Annotated in this window: 14 protein-coding genes; 12 read left to right on the top strand and 2 right to left on the bottom strand. The window is 35.9% G+C overall.

Translation table 11 applies throughout. From position 1 onward, the window contains the following. Positions 1 to 39 precede the first annotated feature (39 nt). The 12 genes from K350_RS28810 to K350_RS0114105 all read left to right on the top strand — a co-directional run bounded on the left by K350_RS28810 (position 40) and on the right by K350_RS0114105 (position 12,503). Complete coding sequence (locus K350_RS28810; protein ID WP_051313146.1) at positions 40 to 960, top strand: methylenetetrahydrofolate reductase; 921 nt, start codon at positions 40 to 42, stop codon at positions 958 to 960. Between the two features lie 369 nt (positions 961 to 1,329). After that, a complete protein-coding gene (locus tag K350_RS0114155) occupies positions 1,330 to 1,959 on the top strand; it encodes a pyridoxamine 5'-phosphate oxidase family protein (protein WP_028980479.1) in 630 nt (209 codons plus the stop codon). A gap of 171 nt (positions 1,960 to 2,130) precedes the next feature. Then, positions 2,131 to 4,023 carry a DUF3857 domain-containing protein gene (locus K350_RS0114150; RefSeq protein WP_028980478.1) on the top strand — a complete coding sequence of 631 codons (1,893 nt, stop codon included), beginning with the start codon at positions 2,131 to 2,133 and terminating at the stop codon, positions 4,021 to 4,023. After that, positions 4,023 to 5,885, top strand: a complete 1,863-nt coding sequence (locus K350_RS0114145; RefSeq protein WP_028980477.1) for a DUF3857 domain-containing protein — start codon at positions 4,023 to 4,025, stop codon at positions 5,883 to 5,885. Before K350_RS0114150 ends, K350_RS0114145 begins: the two co-directional genes overlap by 1 nt. Before the next feature lie 79 nt (positions 5,886 to 5,964). After that, positions 5,965 to 7,998: a M3 family metallopeptidase gene (locus tag K350_RS0114140; RefSeq protein WP_028980476.1), complete on the top strand. Its 2,034-nt coding sequence runs from the start codon at positions 5,965 to 5,967 to the stop codon at positions 7,996 to 7,998. 218 nt (positions 7,999 to 8,216) lie between these two features. Then, a complete protein-coding gene (locus K350_RS0114135) occupies positions 8,217 to 8,807 on the top strand; it encodes a hypothetical protein (RefSeq protein ID WP_028980475.1) in 591 nt (196 codons plus the stop codon). 8 nt (positions 8,808 to 8,815) lie between these two features. Further along, positions 8,816 to 9,541, top strand: a complete 726-nt coding sequence (locus K350_RS0114130) for a hypothetical protein (protein WP_028980474.1) — start codon at positions 8,816 to 8,818, stop codon at positions 9,539 to 9,541. A 107-nt stretch (positions 9,542 to 9,648) separates the two neighbouring features. Beyond that, on the top strand, positions 9,649 to 10,131 hold the full coding sequence (locus tag K350_RS0114125) for a GyrI-like domain-containing protein (RefSeq protein ID WP_028980473.1): 483 nt from the start codon (positions 9,649 to 9,651) through the stop codon (positions 10,129 to 10,131). 101 nt (positions 10,132 to 10,232) lie between these two features. Further along, the gene (locus K350_RS0114120) at positions 10,233 to 10,766 is read left to right on the top strand and encodes a dihydrofolate reductase family protein (protein ID WP_028980472.1); all 534 of its coding nucleotides are present in this window, start codon (positions 10,233 to 10,235) and stop codon (positions 10,764 to 10,766) included. 113 nt (positions 10,767 to 10,879) lie between these two features. Beyond that, a complete protein-coding gene (locus K350_RS0114115) occupies positions 10,880 to 11,287 on the top strand; it encodes a hypothetical protein (protein WP_028980471.1) in 408 nt (135 codons plus the stop codon). 69 nt (positions 11,288 to 11,356) lie between these two features. After that, positions 11,357 to 11,932 carry a dihydrofolate reductase family protein gene (locus K350_RS0114110; protein ID WP_028980470.1) on the top strand — a complete coding sequence of 192 codons (576 nt, stop codon included), beginning with the start codon at positions 11,357 to 11,359 and terminating at the stop codon, positions 11,930 to 11,932. 172 nt (positions 11,933 to 12,104) lie between these two features. Then, positions 12,105 to 12,503 carry a lipocalin family protein gene (locus K350_RS0114105; RefSeq protein ID WP_028980469.1) on the top strand — a complete coding sequence of 133 codons (399 nt, stop codon included), beginning with the start codon at positions 12,105 to 12,107 and terminating at the stop codon, positions 12,501 to 12,503. A 64-nt stretch (positions 12,504 to 12,567) separates the two neighbouring features. Here K350_RS0114105 and K350_RS31260 read toward each other — a convergent pair whose 3' ends face one another. Then, on the bottom strand, positions 12,568 to 16,629 hold the full coding sequence (locus tag K350_RS31260) for a M43 family zinc metalloprotease (protein ID WP_051313144.1): 4,062 nt from the start codon (positions 16,627 to 16,629) through the stop codon (positions 12,568 to 12,570). 160 nt (positions 16,630 to 16,789) lie between these two features. Next, the gene (locus tag K350_RS32020) at positions 16,790 to 18,589 is read right to left on the bottom strand and encodes a glycosyl hydrolase 53 family protein (protein WP_081671008.1); all 1,800 of its coding nucleotides are present in this window, start codon (positions 18,587 to 18,589) and stop codon (positions 16,790 to 16,792) included. Positions 18,590 to 18,888: the final 299 nt, after the last annotated feature.

Here is an 18,888-nt window from a genome sequence, read left to right as displayed (position 1 = left end):
ACTTTTAGCTTTTATAGATCAAGAACCACCAGAAACTAAATGTTGACATACGGTATTACTCCTCCTAAAGCAAAGAATTCAGAAGAACGTATTCTGGAAATTGCAGAGAAGCAGGTAAGCAGGATTAAGGGCCTGGGAGCGGATGCGCTTATCATTTACGATATTCAGGATGAATCTGACAGGATTGCAGATAACAGACCCTATCCATTTTTGCCTACGCTGGATCCTAAAGTATATGCAGATGTTTATCTTAAAGAATTAACCCTTCCTAAAATTCTTTTCAGGTCTGTAGGAAATTACTCACCACAACTTTTGGAGGCTGAGCTTAAAGAGGCTTGTAACAATCAAAAGTATGTATTTGTCGGAGCATCTTCACAAAATCAAAAGGTACAACTGAGTCTGGAGGATGCGTATCAGCTATGTCAGAATGCTAATAGTGACATCCTTCTGGGTGGTATTATGATTCCTGAAAGGCATCAAAAGAAAAATGATGAACACTTCAGAGTGAAGAATAAGATCAGCAATGGTTGTGAATTCTTTATTTCTCAAGCTGTATACCATAGTGAGGCTTCAAAAAACTTTCTTTCTGATTATTACTATCTTTTCGAAACAACATCAGAAAAGATGAGACCTATTATTTTCACTTTGACTTTATGTGGTTCGCCTAAAACACTTGAATTCCTTAAGTGGCTTGGAGTTTCAGTACCTAAGTGGGTTGAAAATGAATTACTGAATTCTAAAGATATTTTACAAAAATCATTTGATGTCAGCTATCAGATATTTAAAGAACTGCATGAATTTGCAATGGATAAAAATATTCCGGTAGGTTTTAATATTGAAAGTGTTTCTATTAATAAGGAAGAGATTGAAGCGTCTGTAGAATTGTTTGAAAAGGTAAGGAACGAATACAGAAGCGCACAACCCAAGCATAATATACTTGCAGATACGGCATCGTTTTAAAGATTTTAATTACTAAATTTTGAAACACCTGCCGAATTTCGGCAGGTGTTTTTTTTAGCATTAAGTTTTTAGTTCTCCTATCTAAGTAAATGGACCTCATCCCTAACCCTTCTCCTGAAGGAGAAGGGAACAGTCTACGGAAAAATAAATGTAATTTAAAGCCGAAATGGCTAATAACATAGCATTAAAGTCCCTCTCTTTCAGGAGAGGGATTTAGGGTGAGGTCTTTAGTGAGGATGTTACAAAGTGCCTCTGAAGGTAGCTTTATGAGTAATGAGAACTAAAGCATTCTTCCAATTTATTTAATAGTTATTAATGAAATGTTATGCAGCATATGATATGTTGCTGTAAGAGTTTAAATTTTTCAATATGCAAAAGACAGAAAAAACAACCCCGAGCAGATACGCTAATCAGCGTATGCATTATTCGGAAGAAGTGATCTTCCCGATATTGGATGAAGCATTGTTCTGCATTGTCAGCTATTCATTAAACAACGAACCTTACTCCATTCCTACAGCGTTTGTGAGGGAGGGATCCAAGCTTTACATTCACGGTTCTGTAGGAAGTCATTTTTTAAGACAACTGACACCCGGGACTCCGGTTTGTATTTCAGTAATGCTGGCGGACTCATTGGTAGTAGCTAAATCTGCATTTCATCATTCTGTGAATTACAGGTCTGTGGTCATATTTTCCAAAAGCGAACTCATTGATGACTATGAGCGTAAAGCTGATTTTTTCAAAAAACTGACAGAGAAAATGGTGCCGGGAAGCTGGGATTATCTACGTCCTATGAAAGCAAGTGAAGTCAATAAAACAATGCTTATTGCCTTTGAAATAAGTGAAGCATCAGCAAAAGTAAGAAACGCTCCTCCAAGTGACGATGAAGAAGATATGAATCTACCTATCTGGTCTGGTCTTATTCCGATTCCACCAAATAGACTGGCGCCGATACCTGATGAGTCAAGTATAAATATACCTTTACCGAATCATCTAAAATAATAAAACTTTGTGAGTTAAACAGTTATCAAATAATATGAAATCTGGCTCTTGATTGCTTCATTTACTTGTTCAATCAGAGCCTTCTTTTTTTTACATTTGTTCTATTCTTTTGAATGACATTATAACCGTATGTCTATTTTTTAGGAGGTATTTAAAGTATTTAAGTTAAAAATGAATAAGTTAATTGCGCTACTGCTGCTTACGCTTACAGCAGCTACAAGTCAGGGTCAGCACTCTTTAAAATGGGGAAAACCAAGTAAAGAAGAAATTCAATTAAAGGTCTGTAGTTTTGATAGTTCGGCCAATGCAATAGTGCTGGCAGAGACTGGAGATATTAAGTTTATCAATAATTTTATCTATCTGGAAATATATAGGAAAATTAAGATACTTAATTCAAAAGGCCTGGATTATGCCACAATTGAGATTCCTTATACAATTGAGAATAACCTGGAAGACATCCAAAACCTGAAAGCTCAGACGATCAATTTTGAAAATGGTATTCCGGTTGTCACGCAAATAGATAAAGATCAGATTTTTACTCAGACACCGGAACCAGGAGTTAAAGAAAAGAAATTTACCTTTCCGAATGTAAAAGATGGTTCCATCGTAGAATATAAATACACCATTGTAAACCAGAGATTTTATTTTTTAAAAGACTGGCATTTTCAGAATAAAATTCCAACTATATATAGTGAATTAAAAGCTGAAATTCCCAGAAATCTTGAATACAATGTCATTCTATCAGGCAAGTTACTTCTTGATAAATATAATGGAGCATCACCCAATGACAATAAATGGTCATTAAATAATATTCCCGGATATGAACATGAAGACTTTGTCTATTGCTATAAAGACTATATCAATCAGATTCAGTTTCAATTGAAGAGTTATTTAAAGTATGATTATAGTAGAGTCAATAATCAAAGTGTCTTGCAAACCTGGGATGAACTTGTAGCAGAAGTTACCGAAGACTATTCACCATATTTGACTAAAAGTGGGGTAGCCAAAGATCTTCTAGCTCAGATCATTGATTTAAAAGATTCTAGGGAGGTTGCGGTAAAGAAAATTTTCAAATTCGTTCAGCAGTTTAAACCTGCATATTATAGTTGGTATAAGAACCAAAATATCTCAGATCTCATAAAATCAAGAACCGGAAGCTCATCGGAAATAAATCTATTATTGTGCTTGCTGCTTAATGAAGCCGGTATTCCTGCAAATCCTTTCTTAATATCAACCAAAGAACATGGCAAGATTAGTAAACACTTTCCTCATTTGAATCAGTTTAACCATGTCATGGCTGCAGTTTCAGAAAAAGATAGTAGTTATACCTTTTTGGATGCAGTAAGTAGTAGCTCCAATTATCATCTCTTACCTTCAGATCATATAAACTATTGGGGATTCATTTTGGATGGCGCTCATAGCCGATGGTTAAAAATAGATTATCCTACAGAGAGCAAAGAAAACTATCTTGTCAATTATAATTTAGAACCTGGTGGAGTTAAAATAAGCTTTTGCGGAAAGTATAGCGGATATTTTGCCAGAGAAAAGCGTGAAGACAAAATAAATAACACTATTAAAGAGCCTGTTTTCTCATTGGAAAATGAATTGATCAAAAAAGATAGTTCCTCTTTTCTCAATCTCGAAAATGAATACGAAGATTATACTGAAAACCACTATTACTCTTCTTCTGTCAGGCCGGCAGGCAAGCTGTTTCTTAATTTGAATTTGTTTGAACTACAGAACCCCTACAAACAGAAAGAGAGACAATTCCCCGTCGAATTGGGTTTTCCTTATAATATTAATAATACTATTTACATAAAATTATCACCAGGAGACACAGCCACAGTAGTTCCTAAAAATATATCCATAGCTCTGCAGGATGAAGGTATTCAGTATGGAAAATTCATTTATAGAACAGTTAATGATAAGAACAGTATCAGAGTTTTTATCAAATGGGAAATGTCCGAGACTATTATACCTCAGAATTATTACGGTTTTCTTAAAGAGTTTACCAATAAAGTAATCTCTAAGTTGAACGAGCCAATTGTTATAGAAAGGAAGTAATGAAATATCTTGTAATAATTTTAACTGTTCTTTTTCAGTTTAAAAGCTTTGCTCAGACGACCAGATTGCCCAATGCAGTAGTTGTATATAAGCATGCTGAATATACTATTAAGGATGTAAACAATGTCCATCTTAAGTATAAATTCAGAATTCAGATTTTGAATGCTAAAGGACAAAAGTATGGGAATGTATATATCAACACAGATAATGATTCAAAGCTTAAGTCCTTTAAAGCTTTGGTTACGGATGTGCTGGGAAATAAGGTCTCCTCTGCGTCAAAGTCTGATCTGATAGAATTTCATGCTCAGGAATATTATACTTTATATTCTGATAATAAAGTAAAATACAAAGAACTGAACTATTATCAGTATCCCTATACTGTAGAGTATGAATATGAAGTAGATTATAAAGTTTTTCTTGGTGTTTATTTCCCGTTTATAGAAGATTACGGCTTACCTACAGGGGAGGCACTATTAACCGTAAAGACAGCTAAAGGAATAGAATTTCTTTATAAGACAAATCAGTTTGAAGGAAAGGAGCATAAGAGTGTTATAGGTGATATGAATGTATGCACCTGGAAAAGTGAAACAGTTCAGGCTATCTATGAAGAAAGCTTTGCTCCATCCTTTTGGACAAGTGTACCTTCAATATATATAACACCTCAAAAGATAAACTATAATGGTTATTCAGGTTCTATGGATTCCTGGCACAACTTCGGCAAATGGTCCTGGACATTACTGCAGAACAGAAACGAACTTCCGGAAGATACCAGAAAGACAATTTTAAACCTTACCGAAACAGAACCTGATACTCTAAAGAAAATTCGTATACTTTATAAACATCTTCAACAGTCAACAAGATATATCGGTGTTCAGGATGGAATAAGAGGTGTTCAGCCTTTCCCGGCTGCATATGTTGACCAGAATAAGTATGGTGATTGCAAAGGCTTGTCCAATTATATGAATGCGATGTTATGCGTTATCGGAGTAAAGGGAATATATACTGAAATAGGGCATGGGAAAAAACAAATAATCAGATACGAAGATTTTCCCAGCTTCTATCAGATCAATCATATAATTGTTGCAGTACCATTAAAGAAGGATACGGTCTGGCTTGAATGTACCAGTAAAGAGTATCCATTTGGTTATATTGGAAAAAATAATTCAGATAGGAAAGCACTTGCTATTACATCCTCTGGTGGAAAATTGGTAAATACACCTGTTTATGCTCTTGAGAATAATATCAGTCATATAAAGGCCTCTATACTAGTTAAAGAGAATGGTGGTATGGCTTGTAGTGCCAGATATACAAACTCTGGGGTTATGATGGATGAACTGATAAGGATAAGGTCATTGGATAAAAAAGAACAGGAACAATATCTGCTTGACAAGTATCCTTCAAGAGAATTAACGGTGAAGAAATATTCAATCAAGGAAACTCCTGATATTTATCCTTCGATGACTTTTGATGTTGAAATGGAGGAATTGGAATTTGCTTCTACAACGGGAGATATGATTTCCTTTACTCCGAATTACCTTAGAAGATTTAAAAATCCTTTTAATTCAAATGAAGGGCGAGTTAATGACATTCAGCTAGATTATAGCTTCCAGGAGCATGATACCGTTACCATAACACTCCCTGAAGGATACATGATCGAGCATCTTCCTGAACCGAAAATTTTAGATACTGAATTCGGAAAATTCAAAACGGAATTTATTCAAATAGGAGGTCAAGTATTATATATTCGCCACTCTATCAGGTTCAAAGGTAGTTTTTCAAAAGATAAGTACATTGCGCTAGTTGATTTTTTCAAGCAAATCCACGTTGTTGATCAACAGAAAATTTATCTGAAAAGGAGATAAATATCCAATCTTCGTTAACTTATCCAGAATATTTCAGTTTATTATTTATTTTAGACGATCATTAACATAAAAATATTTTATGAATCCACTTTTACAGAGTTATAATACCCCTTTTGGTACAATACCTTTTGATCAGATTAAAAACGAACATTTTCTTCCTGCAATAAAAGAAGCCATAGCTTCAGGAAAAGAGGATATTAAGAGGATTACAGCCTCCAAGGAAGTGCCTGATTTTGAAAATACAATAGTGGCATTGGAAAGAAGCGGCGAATTGGTAAGCTCCGTTTCTTCAGTCTTTTTTAATCTGAACTCTGCTGAGACGAACGATGAAATTCAAAAACTTGCAAGAGAAATTTCTCCTCTGCTTTCAGAATATTCCAATGATATCTTGTTGGATCAAGAACTGTTTGTGAAAATCAAATCAGTTTATGATAAAAAAGATAAACTGACTCTTACTCCTGAACAAAATACCTTGTTGGCTAAGACTTATAAGAGTTTTGTCCGCAATGGCGCAAACCTGTCTGAAGATAAAAAGCTTAAGCTTCGTGAAATCGATAAAGACTTGTCTCAATTGTCACTCTTATTCGGAGAGCACGTTCTAAAAGAAACCAATGATTTTTTCATGGAAGTTACTGATGAAAGGCAGCTTTCAGGATTGCCTCCATTTGTAATCGAAGCTGCAGCCATTGCAGCCAAAGAAAAAGGCAAAGAGGGCAGCTGGATCTTCACACTTCAGTTCCCAAGTTATATTCCTTTTATGACTTATGCGGATGACAGAGCACTGAGAGAAAAAATGTTCTATGCTTTCGGATCAAAAGCATTCAAAGGTGATGATAATGATAATAAGAAGATTGTATTGGATATCGTAAGGCTCCGTCATGAGAGAGCTAATCTGCTAGGGTATAAGTCCCACGCAGATTTTGTGTTGGAAGAGAGAATGGCTGAATCCCCATCAAAAGTTAGCGCGTTTCTCGACAACCTTCTTAAGTATGCAAAACCGATTGGAGAAAAAGAATTAAAAGAACTATCAGAATATGCAAGATCTATTGGCGGACCTGAAAAGCTGGCTAGATGGGATATATCTTATTATTCAGAAAAACTAAAGAAGGAAAAGTACTCTATTGATGATGAGATGTTGAAGCCATACTTCAAGCTGGAAAATGTAATTGATGGTGTATTTAAGGTTGCAGGAAAATTATACGACTTAAAGTTCAAGGAAATTAATAATGTGCAGGTTTATCATCCGGATGTAAAGGTTTATGAAGTGTTGGATGAGCAGGATAAACATGTAGCAGTTTTCTATGCTGACTTCTTCCCAAGAGCAGGAAAGAGGAATGGCGCATGGATGACTTCTTTCAGAGGTCAGAAGAAAGTAAATGGAAATGATGTCAGACCACATGTTTCTATTGTATGCAATTTCACTAAGCCAACAGGAACTCAGCCTTCTTTGCTTACTTTCAATGAGGTTACTACATTGTTCCATGAATTTGGTCATGCACTGCATGGAATGCTTGCGAATGGAACTTATGAGAGTCTCTCAGGAACAAGCGTTTACTGGGATTTTGTAGAGTTGCCATCTCAAGTGTTTGAAAACTGGGTATATGAAAAGGACAGCCTAGACTTATTTGCAAAGCATTATGAGACTGGAGCTGCAATACCTCTTGATCTGGTTAAAAAAATCAAAGAAAGTGCAAACTTCATGGAAGCCTATCAGACTGTCAGACAAGTAGGTCTTGCACAGCTGGATATGGGCTGGCATTCAGGCAAGGCTCAGGATGTGAAAGATGTAGGAGCTTATGAAAAAGAACTTCAAAAGGCTACAGATCTTCTACCAGCTGCAGAAGGAGCGAATACAAGCTGTTCTTTCTCTCATATATTTCAGGGCGGATATTCTTCAGGTTATTACAGCTATAAATGGGCGGAAGTATTGGATGCTGACGCATTCGAATTCTTCCAGGAGAAAGGTATCTTTAATAAAGACACTGCAACGCTTTTTAAAACTCATGTCCTAAGCGCTGGTGGTAGCGAGCATCCGATGGAGTTATACAAAAGATTCCGTGGTAAAGAACCTTCTCCTGAGGCTTTGCTTAGAAGAACTGGAATGCTTAATTGAGTTTTAAGTATTAAGTTATAAGTTTTAAGTAGGGATACATTCTCTTTTCGTCCCAGACATAAGACGTATCTGAAGTTTAAAAAACTCTCTCATTCTTGTTTAAATTATAACAGCAATCTGTTAAAATATTGCATCCCTTTTCCCTTCTCCTTTAGGAGAAGGACTAGGGATGAGGTCTTTGGATTAAAAGTAGTCATTCTCCAATTAAATTGAATAATATGAGACATACTATACAATTACTATTTATCCTACTTCTAATATCCTGCTCTTCTGAAAAAATAAGCAAAGAAGAGAAAGAACAATCAGTAGTTACGAAAAAGTCTGCTATTAATAGGCAGAATATTGAATTAACAGATGATTGTGTCTTTGATACTAGTACATTCAAGTTTACATCTCAAGCGATACGTAAGTTTAATCCGACTATTAAATTTCATTGGGATGAAAATGAAAAACGAGCGATTCTTCCTCTGGAGGATGGAGACAGTCTGATCCTGCACATTGGAGGATGCAATCACTTTTCTTATTGGGCAAAATACCGAACTGATTATTCCAAGTTCAATGACAGTATTTATCTGTTGAACAAAGCAAAATGGATAGCTGAGAATTTCTTTGATAATGGTTTTGATCAAAATTATGTGAGATTCATTTCTGATAAAAAATATTACCTGGAAAATAATGGTAAGCCTTTAATGAAAAGTTATTCTATTCATACAGACTCTTTGATTCAGGAGAATGAGATTTATGAAGGCTTTTATTTTATGAGAGATGGAGAAAGGACTGAGATATGGATTCACGGATATGTTAATTGATCATACTTATGCGATTTTTTAATCTGTTAGTTATATTTTTTATTCTGGTTTGGTCATGCACAACCCAGAAAGAGCAGACAGGAGAGGTACGTTCAGAGGAAGAAGAAACTATTTTGTCGTTCCATGAAGAGGCTTCAGTGATGAATAATTTCTCTATCGTTCAGATCGACTCCACTGAATTTGAAAAGACAAAATTTGCAGATAATCATTTTATTAATGATACTTCTTTTATTACAATTTTGGAAGATGGAATAAGCTTGCCTATAGATAATTCTGAAAACATGATTTTGAAAGACTCCGTCTCGGAGGATGAAACTGAAAGTTTCAAATATCATTTTGAAGGTTATAATAAGTCGTTTAAACAATACCTGATTGTAAAGGGAATGTATGAAGATGAAAATGTCCTTTTGATAGATAAGAGTAATGGAAAGGTTTCATTTCTTTGGAACAGGCCGGTTCCTGATGCTCAGGGCAGATTTATATTTAACAAGCAAAGTAATTTGAGTGTAGTTTATGATGATCTTCCATTTGGATTTCAAATCTGGGAAAAGCAGGCTGATTCCTTAAAGAAAGTTGAGGAAGTAAAGCTTAAACACAACATAATTATAGATGGGAGATGGACAACTTCGGGATTTTTGTTTATTAAAAGTCTTCCAATTGGTGAATTTATCACTAAAGGAGAAGAAGCTACATCAGGACTGGCCTATTACAAAATCTTTAAGAAAGTAAACTAGGTAATATCCTCTTCGTACATTAGCTTTCTATTCAGTTTTGAATTTTTATTTCAGTTAGAATTCACTTCTTAATACTTAAAACTTAATACTTAAAACTTATAACTCCCTTGGTTCCGCGATTAGAAACAATTTTTGGTAAAATACTTATCGGAAAACAACTTAAAATGTCTTTAAAGGAAAATAGAACCGTCGAACTTTGGCGAAGTTTTATGCCTGTGAGAAAATCTATAATCAATCCAGTATCTTCTGATTTATTTAGCTTGCAGATATATCAGCATACAGACGATTATATGAATCCTGAGTCAGAATTCGTGAAATGGGCTGCAATGGAAGTATCAGATAACATGGAAGTGCCGGAAGGTATGCAATCTTATTTCTTATCCGGAGGTTTGTATGCTGTATTCTTACACAAAGGCGGACCGCAAAACTTTCACGAAACTTTTCATTTTATATTTAAAGAATGGATGCCAACTTCCGGCTATACTGTTGATCACAGAGAACATTTCGAATTGCTTGGAGATAAGTATAAAAATAATGATCCTGATTCGGAAGAGGAAATATGGATACCTGTTAAGAGGCTAGAGAATTAATATCCTTGTTTCTCTGTGTAATCTCATTTCACAGATGAAAAACTTAACAAAACCTACAAAAGTCTTCTCAATTGTAATAAGTAGAATTTAATTATATCAAAATGTCAACTAATCGTAAAGTTGTTTTATTCATTGCTGCGAGCATGGACGGCTATATTGCAGCGCCCAATGATGATTTAAGTTTTCTCTCATTAGTAAATAAGGAAGGAGAGGATTACGGTTATGCTTCTTTTATACAAACAGTGGATACTGTTATTGCAGGCAGGAAAACTTATGACTGGGTAATGGCGAATGTACCAGAGTTTTCACATGCTGATAAAACAACTTATATAATTACACGGTCTCAAAAGCCATCTATTGGCAATACAACATTCTATAGCGGAAACCTTAAAGATTTGGTTACTGAATTGAAAAGCAAAAAGGGTAAGAATATCTTCTGTGACGGAGGATCTGAAATTATTCAGGAATTGCTTAAGGAAAAGCTCATCGACGAAATGACCGTTTCTATTATCCCCATATTGCTGGGAGATGGTACCAGACTTTTCAAGAACGGAAGACCGGAGCAGAAGCTAAAGCTTGTTTCAACAAAACAGTTTGATACAGGTTTAACACAATTACATTACCTTCTTGAATAAAAATGATAAAGTGAAATAAATCAGTCAGATCCCCCATCAAATTTGACGGTATTTACCTCCCTGAATAGGGTAATGTAAGTTAGTTTTGTAATTGGATACATAAAGAAAGCTCTATGGAAAAGACCAAATTCGATAAGGATATTAAGGTGTTTTATGTCAATGCAAAATCCTTTCCAGAAGGGATTCAGGAAGCGCATCAAAAGCTATATTCTTTAATTCCATTTTCCAAAGATAGGAAGTACTTCGGCGTTTCAAGACCGGAACATGGAGGAGGAATAGTATATCGTGCTGCTGCTGAAGAGCTGGAGCCTGGAGAAGCAGAAAAGCTTCATCTGGAAACTTTAATTTTAAAGAAAGGGGAATATGTGAGCATAACTATAAAAGATTATGCAAAAGATATCATGAGTATTGACAGGGCATTTAAAGAACTTCTTGCTTTGCCTGACCTTGATCCACAAGGATATTGCGTTGAATGGTATTATAATGAAAAAGATGTCAATTGCATGATAAGGCTTAAGTAAACCAATTCAATCAAATTTGAAGATATTACCCCAATGAATTCATTTCATATTTCCAGTCTTTAAACAAAAATGAGAAAATTAAAACTACAGGTTCAAATATCTGTTGATGGGTATATTGCAGATGAAAATGGCCATACTGATTGGCTTATCTGGCCATGGACTGAAGAGTGGACCTGGGATACTGACTTGAGGCAATACTTTTATGAATTGAAAGATTCCATTGATACTGTGTTACTGAGCCGTAAGATGGCCCAGGAGGGATTTATAGATCATTGGTCTCAAATAGCTAACAAACCATCAAATCCTCAATCTATATTCGCAAAGAAAATACGCGAAGCTAAAAAGATAGTTTTTTCAAGAACTCTTAAAAAATCTGAATGGGATAATACAATTCTTGCGAAAGAAGATTTTATCAAAGAAATCAATAATCTTAAGGCACAAAAAGGAAAGGATATCATCGTTTATGGAGGAGCAACATTCGTCTCTTCATTGATTGATGCAGGTTTGATTGATGAGTTTTATTTGTTTATGAATCCAACAAGTTTGGGTAAAGGTTTAAGTATTTTTAAAGACAGACATAAGCTTAAATTAGTTGATGCAAGATCATTTGATTGTGGCGTTGCAGTATTGAAATACCTTAATTAGTTCTGAGCAACTATCAAGACCTACTAAGTTGCTTTAGTTCCCTTCATACCTCATCCTTATATTTATTTCTTCGTCATGGTTTAATTTTGATGTTGGTAAAATTCTTGATATTTTGAGAGTTAAATTGAAATCTTTATTATTCATTCATCATTTCACTTAAACAAAATCTCAAATGAAATTAAAAGTTATTTTTACCTCATTATTATTTCTATCAGTTCTTAGTGTAAATGCTCAGAGAGCAAGTCTTATAAAAGGAAACTGGAAATATCAGGATGTAACAGAAAAGGAAAAACTGGATTCTACAAGCTTAAAGATGCTGGAGATGTTTTTCAGCGAAGTAACTTTTGATATAAAAGAAAACGGTCAGTATAAGGCCCAGTTTATGGGTAAATCTGAAGAGGGCGCATGGAAGCTTAATAAAGATGAATCTAAAATTACCTTCACATCCAGCAAAGGACCTATCAATGAAATGACAATTGTTGAGGTAAGTCAAAATAAACTAATACTGAATTTTGGAAAGCCTAATTCTCTTATCCTGAAAAAGGCAGAACCTGCCAAAGAAGGTAAGTAAAAGAAGACTTAAGAAATAAAAAAAACAGCTCATTAGATTAATTTCTAATGAGCTGTTTTTTTATTTATCTCTTTATCTTTTGTAATTTTCTCACTATTGTTGAGTTGTTATCTATAACCGATAAAATATAAAGACCATCGCTAAGCTCAGCTCCAATTGATAGTGACAATACATTGCCGTTGATTTTTTCATCTTTAATCAACTTTCCATCAATGGAATGAATCTGAATAATCCTCTCTGTTTCCTGAGTAGTATTAAACTGAATATTAAATGTATTGTCACTAGGGTTAGGATATACTGTAATTGTAGCTTCAGAATTCAGTGGCGTTATATGAATGATCTTACTGAAAGTGTATTTATTATCAGGTGTTTTAATTACAAGCTGATAGAATTCGTAACCTTCTTCCGTATCATAAAACTTTTCTTCTGCATTGGAACTTTTATTATAGAACTTAAAACTCTCATTAATAGGGCTAAATCTAACGCCATCTTTAGACTTCTGTATATATATAATTGAGTTTGAAGTAATGTCATTCACCTTATAATTGACCTTAATCTGATGATTGGAAAGGGTTCCGTTAAAATAAAGTATATTAAGCGGTAAAGGACAATTATTGGTTATATTTACCGTATCTGAATGTGAGCCGCAGGTATCAGTCACTGTTACCCAATATTTCCCTTCCTGATATGCTGTGAATTTCTCTGAATTATAACCAGACGTTTGCCATTTATAGTTTTTGAAACCTGGTCCTGCATTCAGTTCAACAACCTCACCCTTACAAACTCCTATATCCGGGCCCAGTTCGAGGGTAGGTGTGATCATTTCAGTTATATTAATGGTATCACTTATTTCGCAATTGTCGGGTGTTATTACATTTACCCAATACTTACCTGCGGTCGTAGCTGAAACAGTACGATTGGTGCTTCCAGTACTCCACTTGTAAGAACTATATCCTGGACCAGCATCAAGCTTCACACTATTTCCATTACATAACATCTGATCATCAATGATATTAAGGTTTGAAAATGGCGGAAGGTTCTTAATTGTTATGCAATCTTTTGAAACACATCCCTGACTATTAGTTACCGTGACACAGTATGTTCCTGACTTCGTCACGGATAGAGTCGGACTAGTGGATCCATCTGACCAATAATAGGTGTCAAAGCCATTGCCAGCATCAAGTAAGAAAGCTATAGTACCACAAACTGCAGTATCTGCACCAAGATTTATTTTAGGAGCACTGTTTTTTTCTACCTGGATATTAAGCATATAGCTAATTATACCGCATTCACCAGGAGTTTCTGCAGTTAGTGATTGCATGCCTTCTGTGGAGCCAACATCTATGGTGATTTTTGTTTTATCTATCTTTACAATTGAACCGTCTCCATTGTAAGTCCAGGTAACATCACCAATACAACTAGCAGAAGTTGCCTCATAAGTGACAATCGAGTTCTGGCAAACAGATGATGGTCCTGCAATTGAAATGTCGTTTCCGAATAGACCCGGAATAAAGTTCGGAAGACCAAGGTTTCCGTAAGTTCCTGATTTATGAAAGACAGCATCGTCAGTTGCATTGCTCAGCATCCCGAGAGCATTTGGATTATTAATTACTCCGAGGCCATAATACGTTACATAATATATTTTACTGTCTGGTCCCATTTGCACGCTTGGTTTGGTAGTAGATGTAGTGGATATATTCAGTCTGCTAGCCGCGATTTGTCCAGGATTTCCAGCATATAAATTGTATTGATAGAGACCTCTTCCATCATATTCTGTGACATATAAAATTCTGTTATCAGGTGAAAACTCAGAACTGTAAGCATCAGACAGGGAATTAGAAGTCTCAAGGGTGACTGGGCTGCTAACGGTTCCAGTTTCATTGTCAAAATCAAAAAGCTCTACAGTCGGAAGAGAGGAGCTTCCGCCAAGAGTTGAGCATAGTTTCCTGCTATCATGAGATACTCTTAAATAACCATATCGATTACCTCCTGCAGTCATAGATCCTATACTGGTAATCACAGGAACAGGATTTATGCCGGAACTTGTGAGGAGATAAGCGACAAATTTGTCATTGTTCTTTTCATGCGAAATAATCCAGATGTCTTTGCAGTTTTTATGATAAACGGCAGTAACCCTTTCTGCAATGTTATTCTGTAATGTAATATTTTTCTGAGCGGCCACAAGACTTCCTTTTCCACCATTCAATGACATGTCGACAACGGAGTAGCTGAGGTCAGAGTTAAATTCTTGCCAGTCATGCACCGTAAATATGCAGTATTTATTTGGAGCTCCCGGATAAGGAGTGATAATGGATGATTGTGAAGAGAGCCCAGAACCATTTAAGCCTGTTCCATTTGGCATTAGTGTATGATCTGCAGCCCAAACACTTTGACCATTTGTATAAAAAAGGAGTTTTCCATTAACATCTGAAATACTTGCGACTCCTTCAGATTGATTCATAGATGTCTTGCTTGAAGCTACTGGATTACCACTTGCAAAATCTACACTTGCCCAAGAACCATAACACCAGACATCTCCAGCATGGTTAATCTTACAATTACCCACCTGCACTTTGGTTACATCTGAAGTATCACAGCAAAGACCACTACATGCTACTAACTGAACAAAATGAGCTCCGTTCACATTAAAGTTATAAGTAAGGTCATTGGTAGCGCCAGCATCTATTCCATCAATGAACCACCTGTAACTTGAAGCCCCTGTGCTTGTATTAGTAAAGGTCAGAGAAGTGTTTGAAGGTATATTGGCTGCAGGACTTGTAAACTTTGATTCAACAGGGCACTTTACAATGACATCCCAAAATGTTTCTGTGGTGCAATTGGGATCACTGTTGGTAGCTTTACAAATCACTTTATAGGTACCAGGTGTAGAATATATTTTTGAAGGGCTAACTGTGTTAGACGAAGTAGTTCCATCACCAAAGTCCCAATCGTAAGTTACATTGACTTGTGATGCATTTGTGAAATTCAATGATTGTCCTGCCAGCACTTCTACTTTTGTTTCAGGTAAAGGTGAGGTAGAAAAAGTAATAGGAGAGGTGCATGGGCTTTTGCATCCTTTAGATTGGAGCAGGCTTTTACGTATGATGGATATAGCAGGAATCATTCTGTCTTTTTGTCCCTGGGTAAATATATTGACACAGGCCAGATCATTGTAGTCCATATAGTTTGTAGTCATATCCACCTGATCTCCCAAACCACCTAAAGCAACAGACCTAAATGGATTTTGTGGGGATGTGTCGTCTTCATCTACATTACAAGTGTTTGCTGTGGAACCGCAAGTGACATAGTCTGTAGATGCATCCGGAGGTGTATCGCAGACACGATCTCCATCCATAAGACAATTAGAATTTGGACAGCCACCTTCGAATGTATGATAACATCCTAAGTAATGTCCAGCCTCATGAATCAGAACTTTAGAATAATCAGTTGATGTGCCTGTCCACTTTGCCTCTACTACGATCCCGTCTTCATTGCCTCCATGAGATGAAGGAAAATACGCATACCCTGCCACTCCAGGTCCGGATGATAATGAATTGATTTCATTGATAACCCACACATTCAGGTAATCTTGAGGAGGCCATCTGATAAGATCTTTCAGGTACAGATCCTCATTTTCCATATTGATATTTGTGAGTGGGGAAATCGTTCGGGTAATACCGGAGGTGATATTACCATCAGGATCCTGAACTGCCAGGCAAAATTGGATATTTGTATTTATTCCGGTTGTTTGTGCGTAAGCTCCTGTGTTGGAAAAAGCTTCATTCAAATCTTTAAGGCATTTGATCACCCTGCTGTCTGAAATATTTTCCGGACCTCCGTTATGGACTATGTGAAAAACAACAGGAATAACATAAGTTTGACCAGCCCTTTTATGCTTTTTGAAGGTATCCAGATATAACAGATTGTTTATAGAATCTTCTTTCTTCTGATAAGATTCCCCTTTAAGCCTTTTTAACAAATCCGTTGCACATGCAGGAGGTTTGCTATTGGCTGAATCTGAACTTTGACCTAAAGTAATCCCAAGTGGAAGTATAAGTAAAGACAGGTAAAAGATACCTTTTAAAAATATCTGGTGAATAATTTGTCTGAAAAATGAGCTGTTCATAAATTCTGAATATTTTGTCCCATTTAGTAGGGCGCAAGTATTTCAGAATGTTACAAAAAAAAACAAAAATTTGTGGGATTAATTGATGGTCAGGATTTTATTCTTCCTGAAATCCAATTTTTCCGGCTTTAATTCCTATAAATAAGTAATGTAATGCTCATTAATATTTAATCACTTTTACCATCCTTCCATTTCCATATCTAACCAGGTATATGCCGGGAAGATATTGACTTCCGAAACTGACATGTTTTGCTGGTTGAATCTGCTCAATTTGCTGCCCTTGGGAATTATAAATTTCAACCAAAGAGTTATTTAAATGATCTATGTTAAAGCCATTGCTGGATGGATTTGGATAAATAGTAATATCAGCATTGAAATTATCCTTTAGCCCGGTAACAGTATTGATCTCGAATGAAATGGGGGCAGATGTTCCTTTGCATCCACCTGAAGTGGTTGCTAAGGCAGTAATGTTCTTATAAGAACCATTTGGCACCTGATTCCATGCATAGGAGTTAGTTTGTGTATTACCAATGAGATTGTTTCCGTTATAAAATTCGATTAAAGTTATATCCGGACTTGTTGTTTGGATATTCAGTGTGACAGTTGTAAATCCTCCGGAAGATGGAAGAATTGAGTTGTTTGCAGGACTGGTGATTGTTATCTGAGGAGCAGCAATTATAGTAATAGTTGATGTCCCAGAAGTAGTTGCGGCATTTAAATTATCAATAGCCTGAGCTGAAATAGTGTGTGTACCAACAGATGGACTTTCCCATGAATAACTATAAGGAGCGTTATAGTCGGTATAGAGCAAAGTAGTACCATCATGAAAGTTAACTCTGGAAATTAAACCATCACTATCAATAGCATTTGCATTAAGCTCTACATGGGTTCCCTGACACAAATTTATATTGTTCCCTGGAGAAGAAAAGGTAATTGACGGAGGTTTGTTTTCACAATTATACTTAAATCCGGACATTGCATCTGTTGCCTGATAGGGAGAGTTTCCCCAATTGCCTGTCCAGGCTACTTTATCATAACCTTGCCAATTATATGCTTCAGGCTCCCACCAGAAAATTCCCAGACCTTTTTTATTTGATAGAGATTGTAAATTTTTAATGACCTGTTCTACAAATTGTCTTCCTTCCTGAGGAGCAGAAACAGAAACTCCGATTTCAGAAACCATGATTTCCTTATTGTATTTAGAAATCATATCATTCATATTGGTTAGTGTTTGTTGAGCGTAGGTTTGCCAATCCTGGGGAGTGTTGGGATACATAGACATACCTATGATGTCGAATTTTGCCCCGTTGCTTATTAAGCCACCAATGTTCCAACGGAAAAGCGCATTATCAAATCCATTGGCAATGTGTACAATAACTTTGGTATTAGGGAATACAGCTTTAACTGCTTCATATCCTTTATTCACAAAGGATGCATAATTGGCCATGTTTGTTGATGCTTGTCCTTCCGGCCATAGCAAGCCATTATTAATCTCGTTTCCGACCTGAACCCACTCCGGTGTTATGTTTTGACCTTTTAAAGCATTGAGTACTTCGGTTGTGTGATTGTAAACAGCTTGTCCTAATTGGCTGACATTATAATTTGCCCATGCAGCGGGTTTTGTCTGCTGGCCCGGATCAGCCCAGGAGTCGCTGTAATGAAAATCAATCATCAATCTATAGCCTTTCGCCGCAGCTCTTTTAGCTACGTTTACCACATCCTGCTTGCCGTTCCATCCATTAGCAGGATTGACCCATACTCTTAATCTTATAGAGTTGATGCAGTAGTCGTCTAAGATATCAAATAGATCTCTTTGAATTCCATTGCTATCTCTCCAGGTTCGTCCGGAGTTTTCCATTTGTGAAAGCCAGCCGACATCAGCACCTCTTGCGATCTGCGACTGGGCATTATTGTCCAATAATAACAGAAATACGATGGTTATCAGGAAGATCTTTTTCATAATGTTTTAAATATATAAGATTTAACTTATATTTTTTGGGGAATTTAAAAAGGTGGGATAACTCAAATTTTAAAATAACCTAGAGCAGATTAAGTAAGGAATTAATATGTTGAGGGGAGAATAAGGAAAGATTATTCCAAATTAAAAACAATTATTCTGAGCTTGTTGGAATCTAAATATGACAAGGAATATGGCTTAGTCGAATAAAAGACTATCTGGTACTATAAATTTTTCCATTTATGGAGAACAGAAGGGCTGGTCTGGTAAGAATTACCAGGTTGTTGTTTAATACTTTTCGA

This window comes from Sporocytophaga myxococcoides DSM 11118 (assembly GCF_000426725.1).
GTDB lineage: Bacteria > Bacteroidota > Bacteroidia > Cytophagales > Cytophagaceae > Sporocytophaga > Sporocytophaga myxococcoides.
This window is presented reverse-complemented; position numbering and strand designations above follow the sequence as displayed.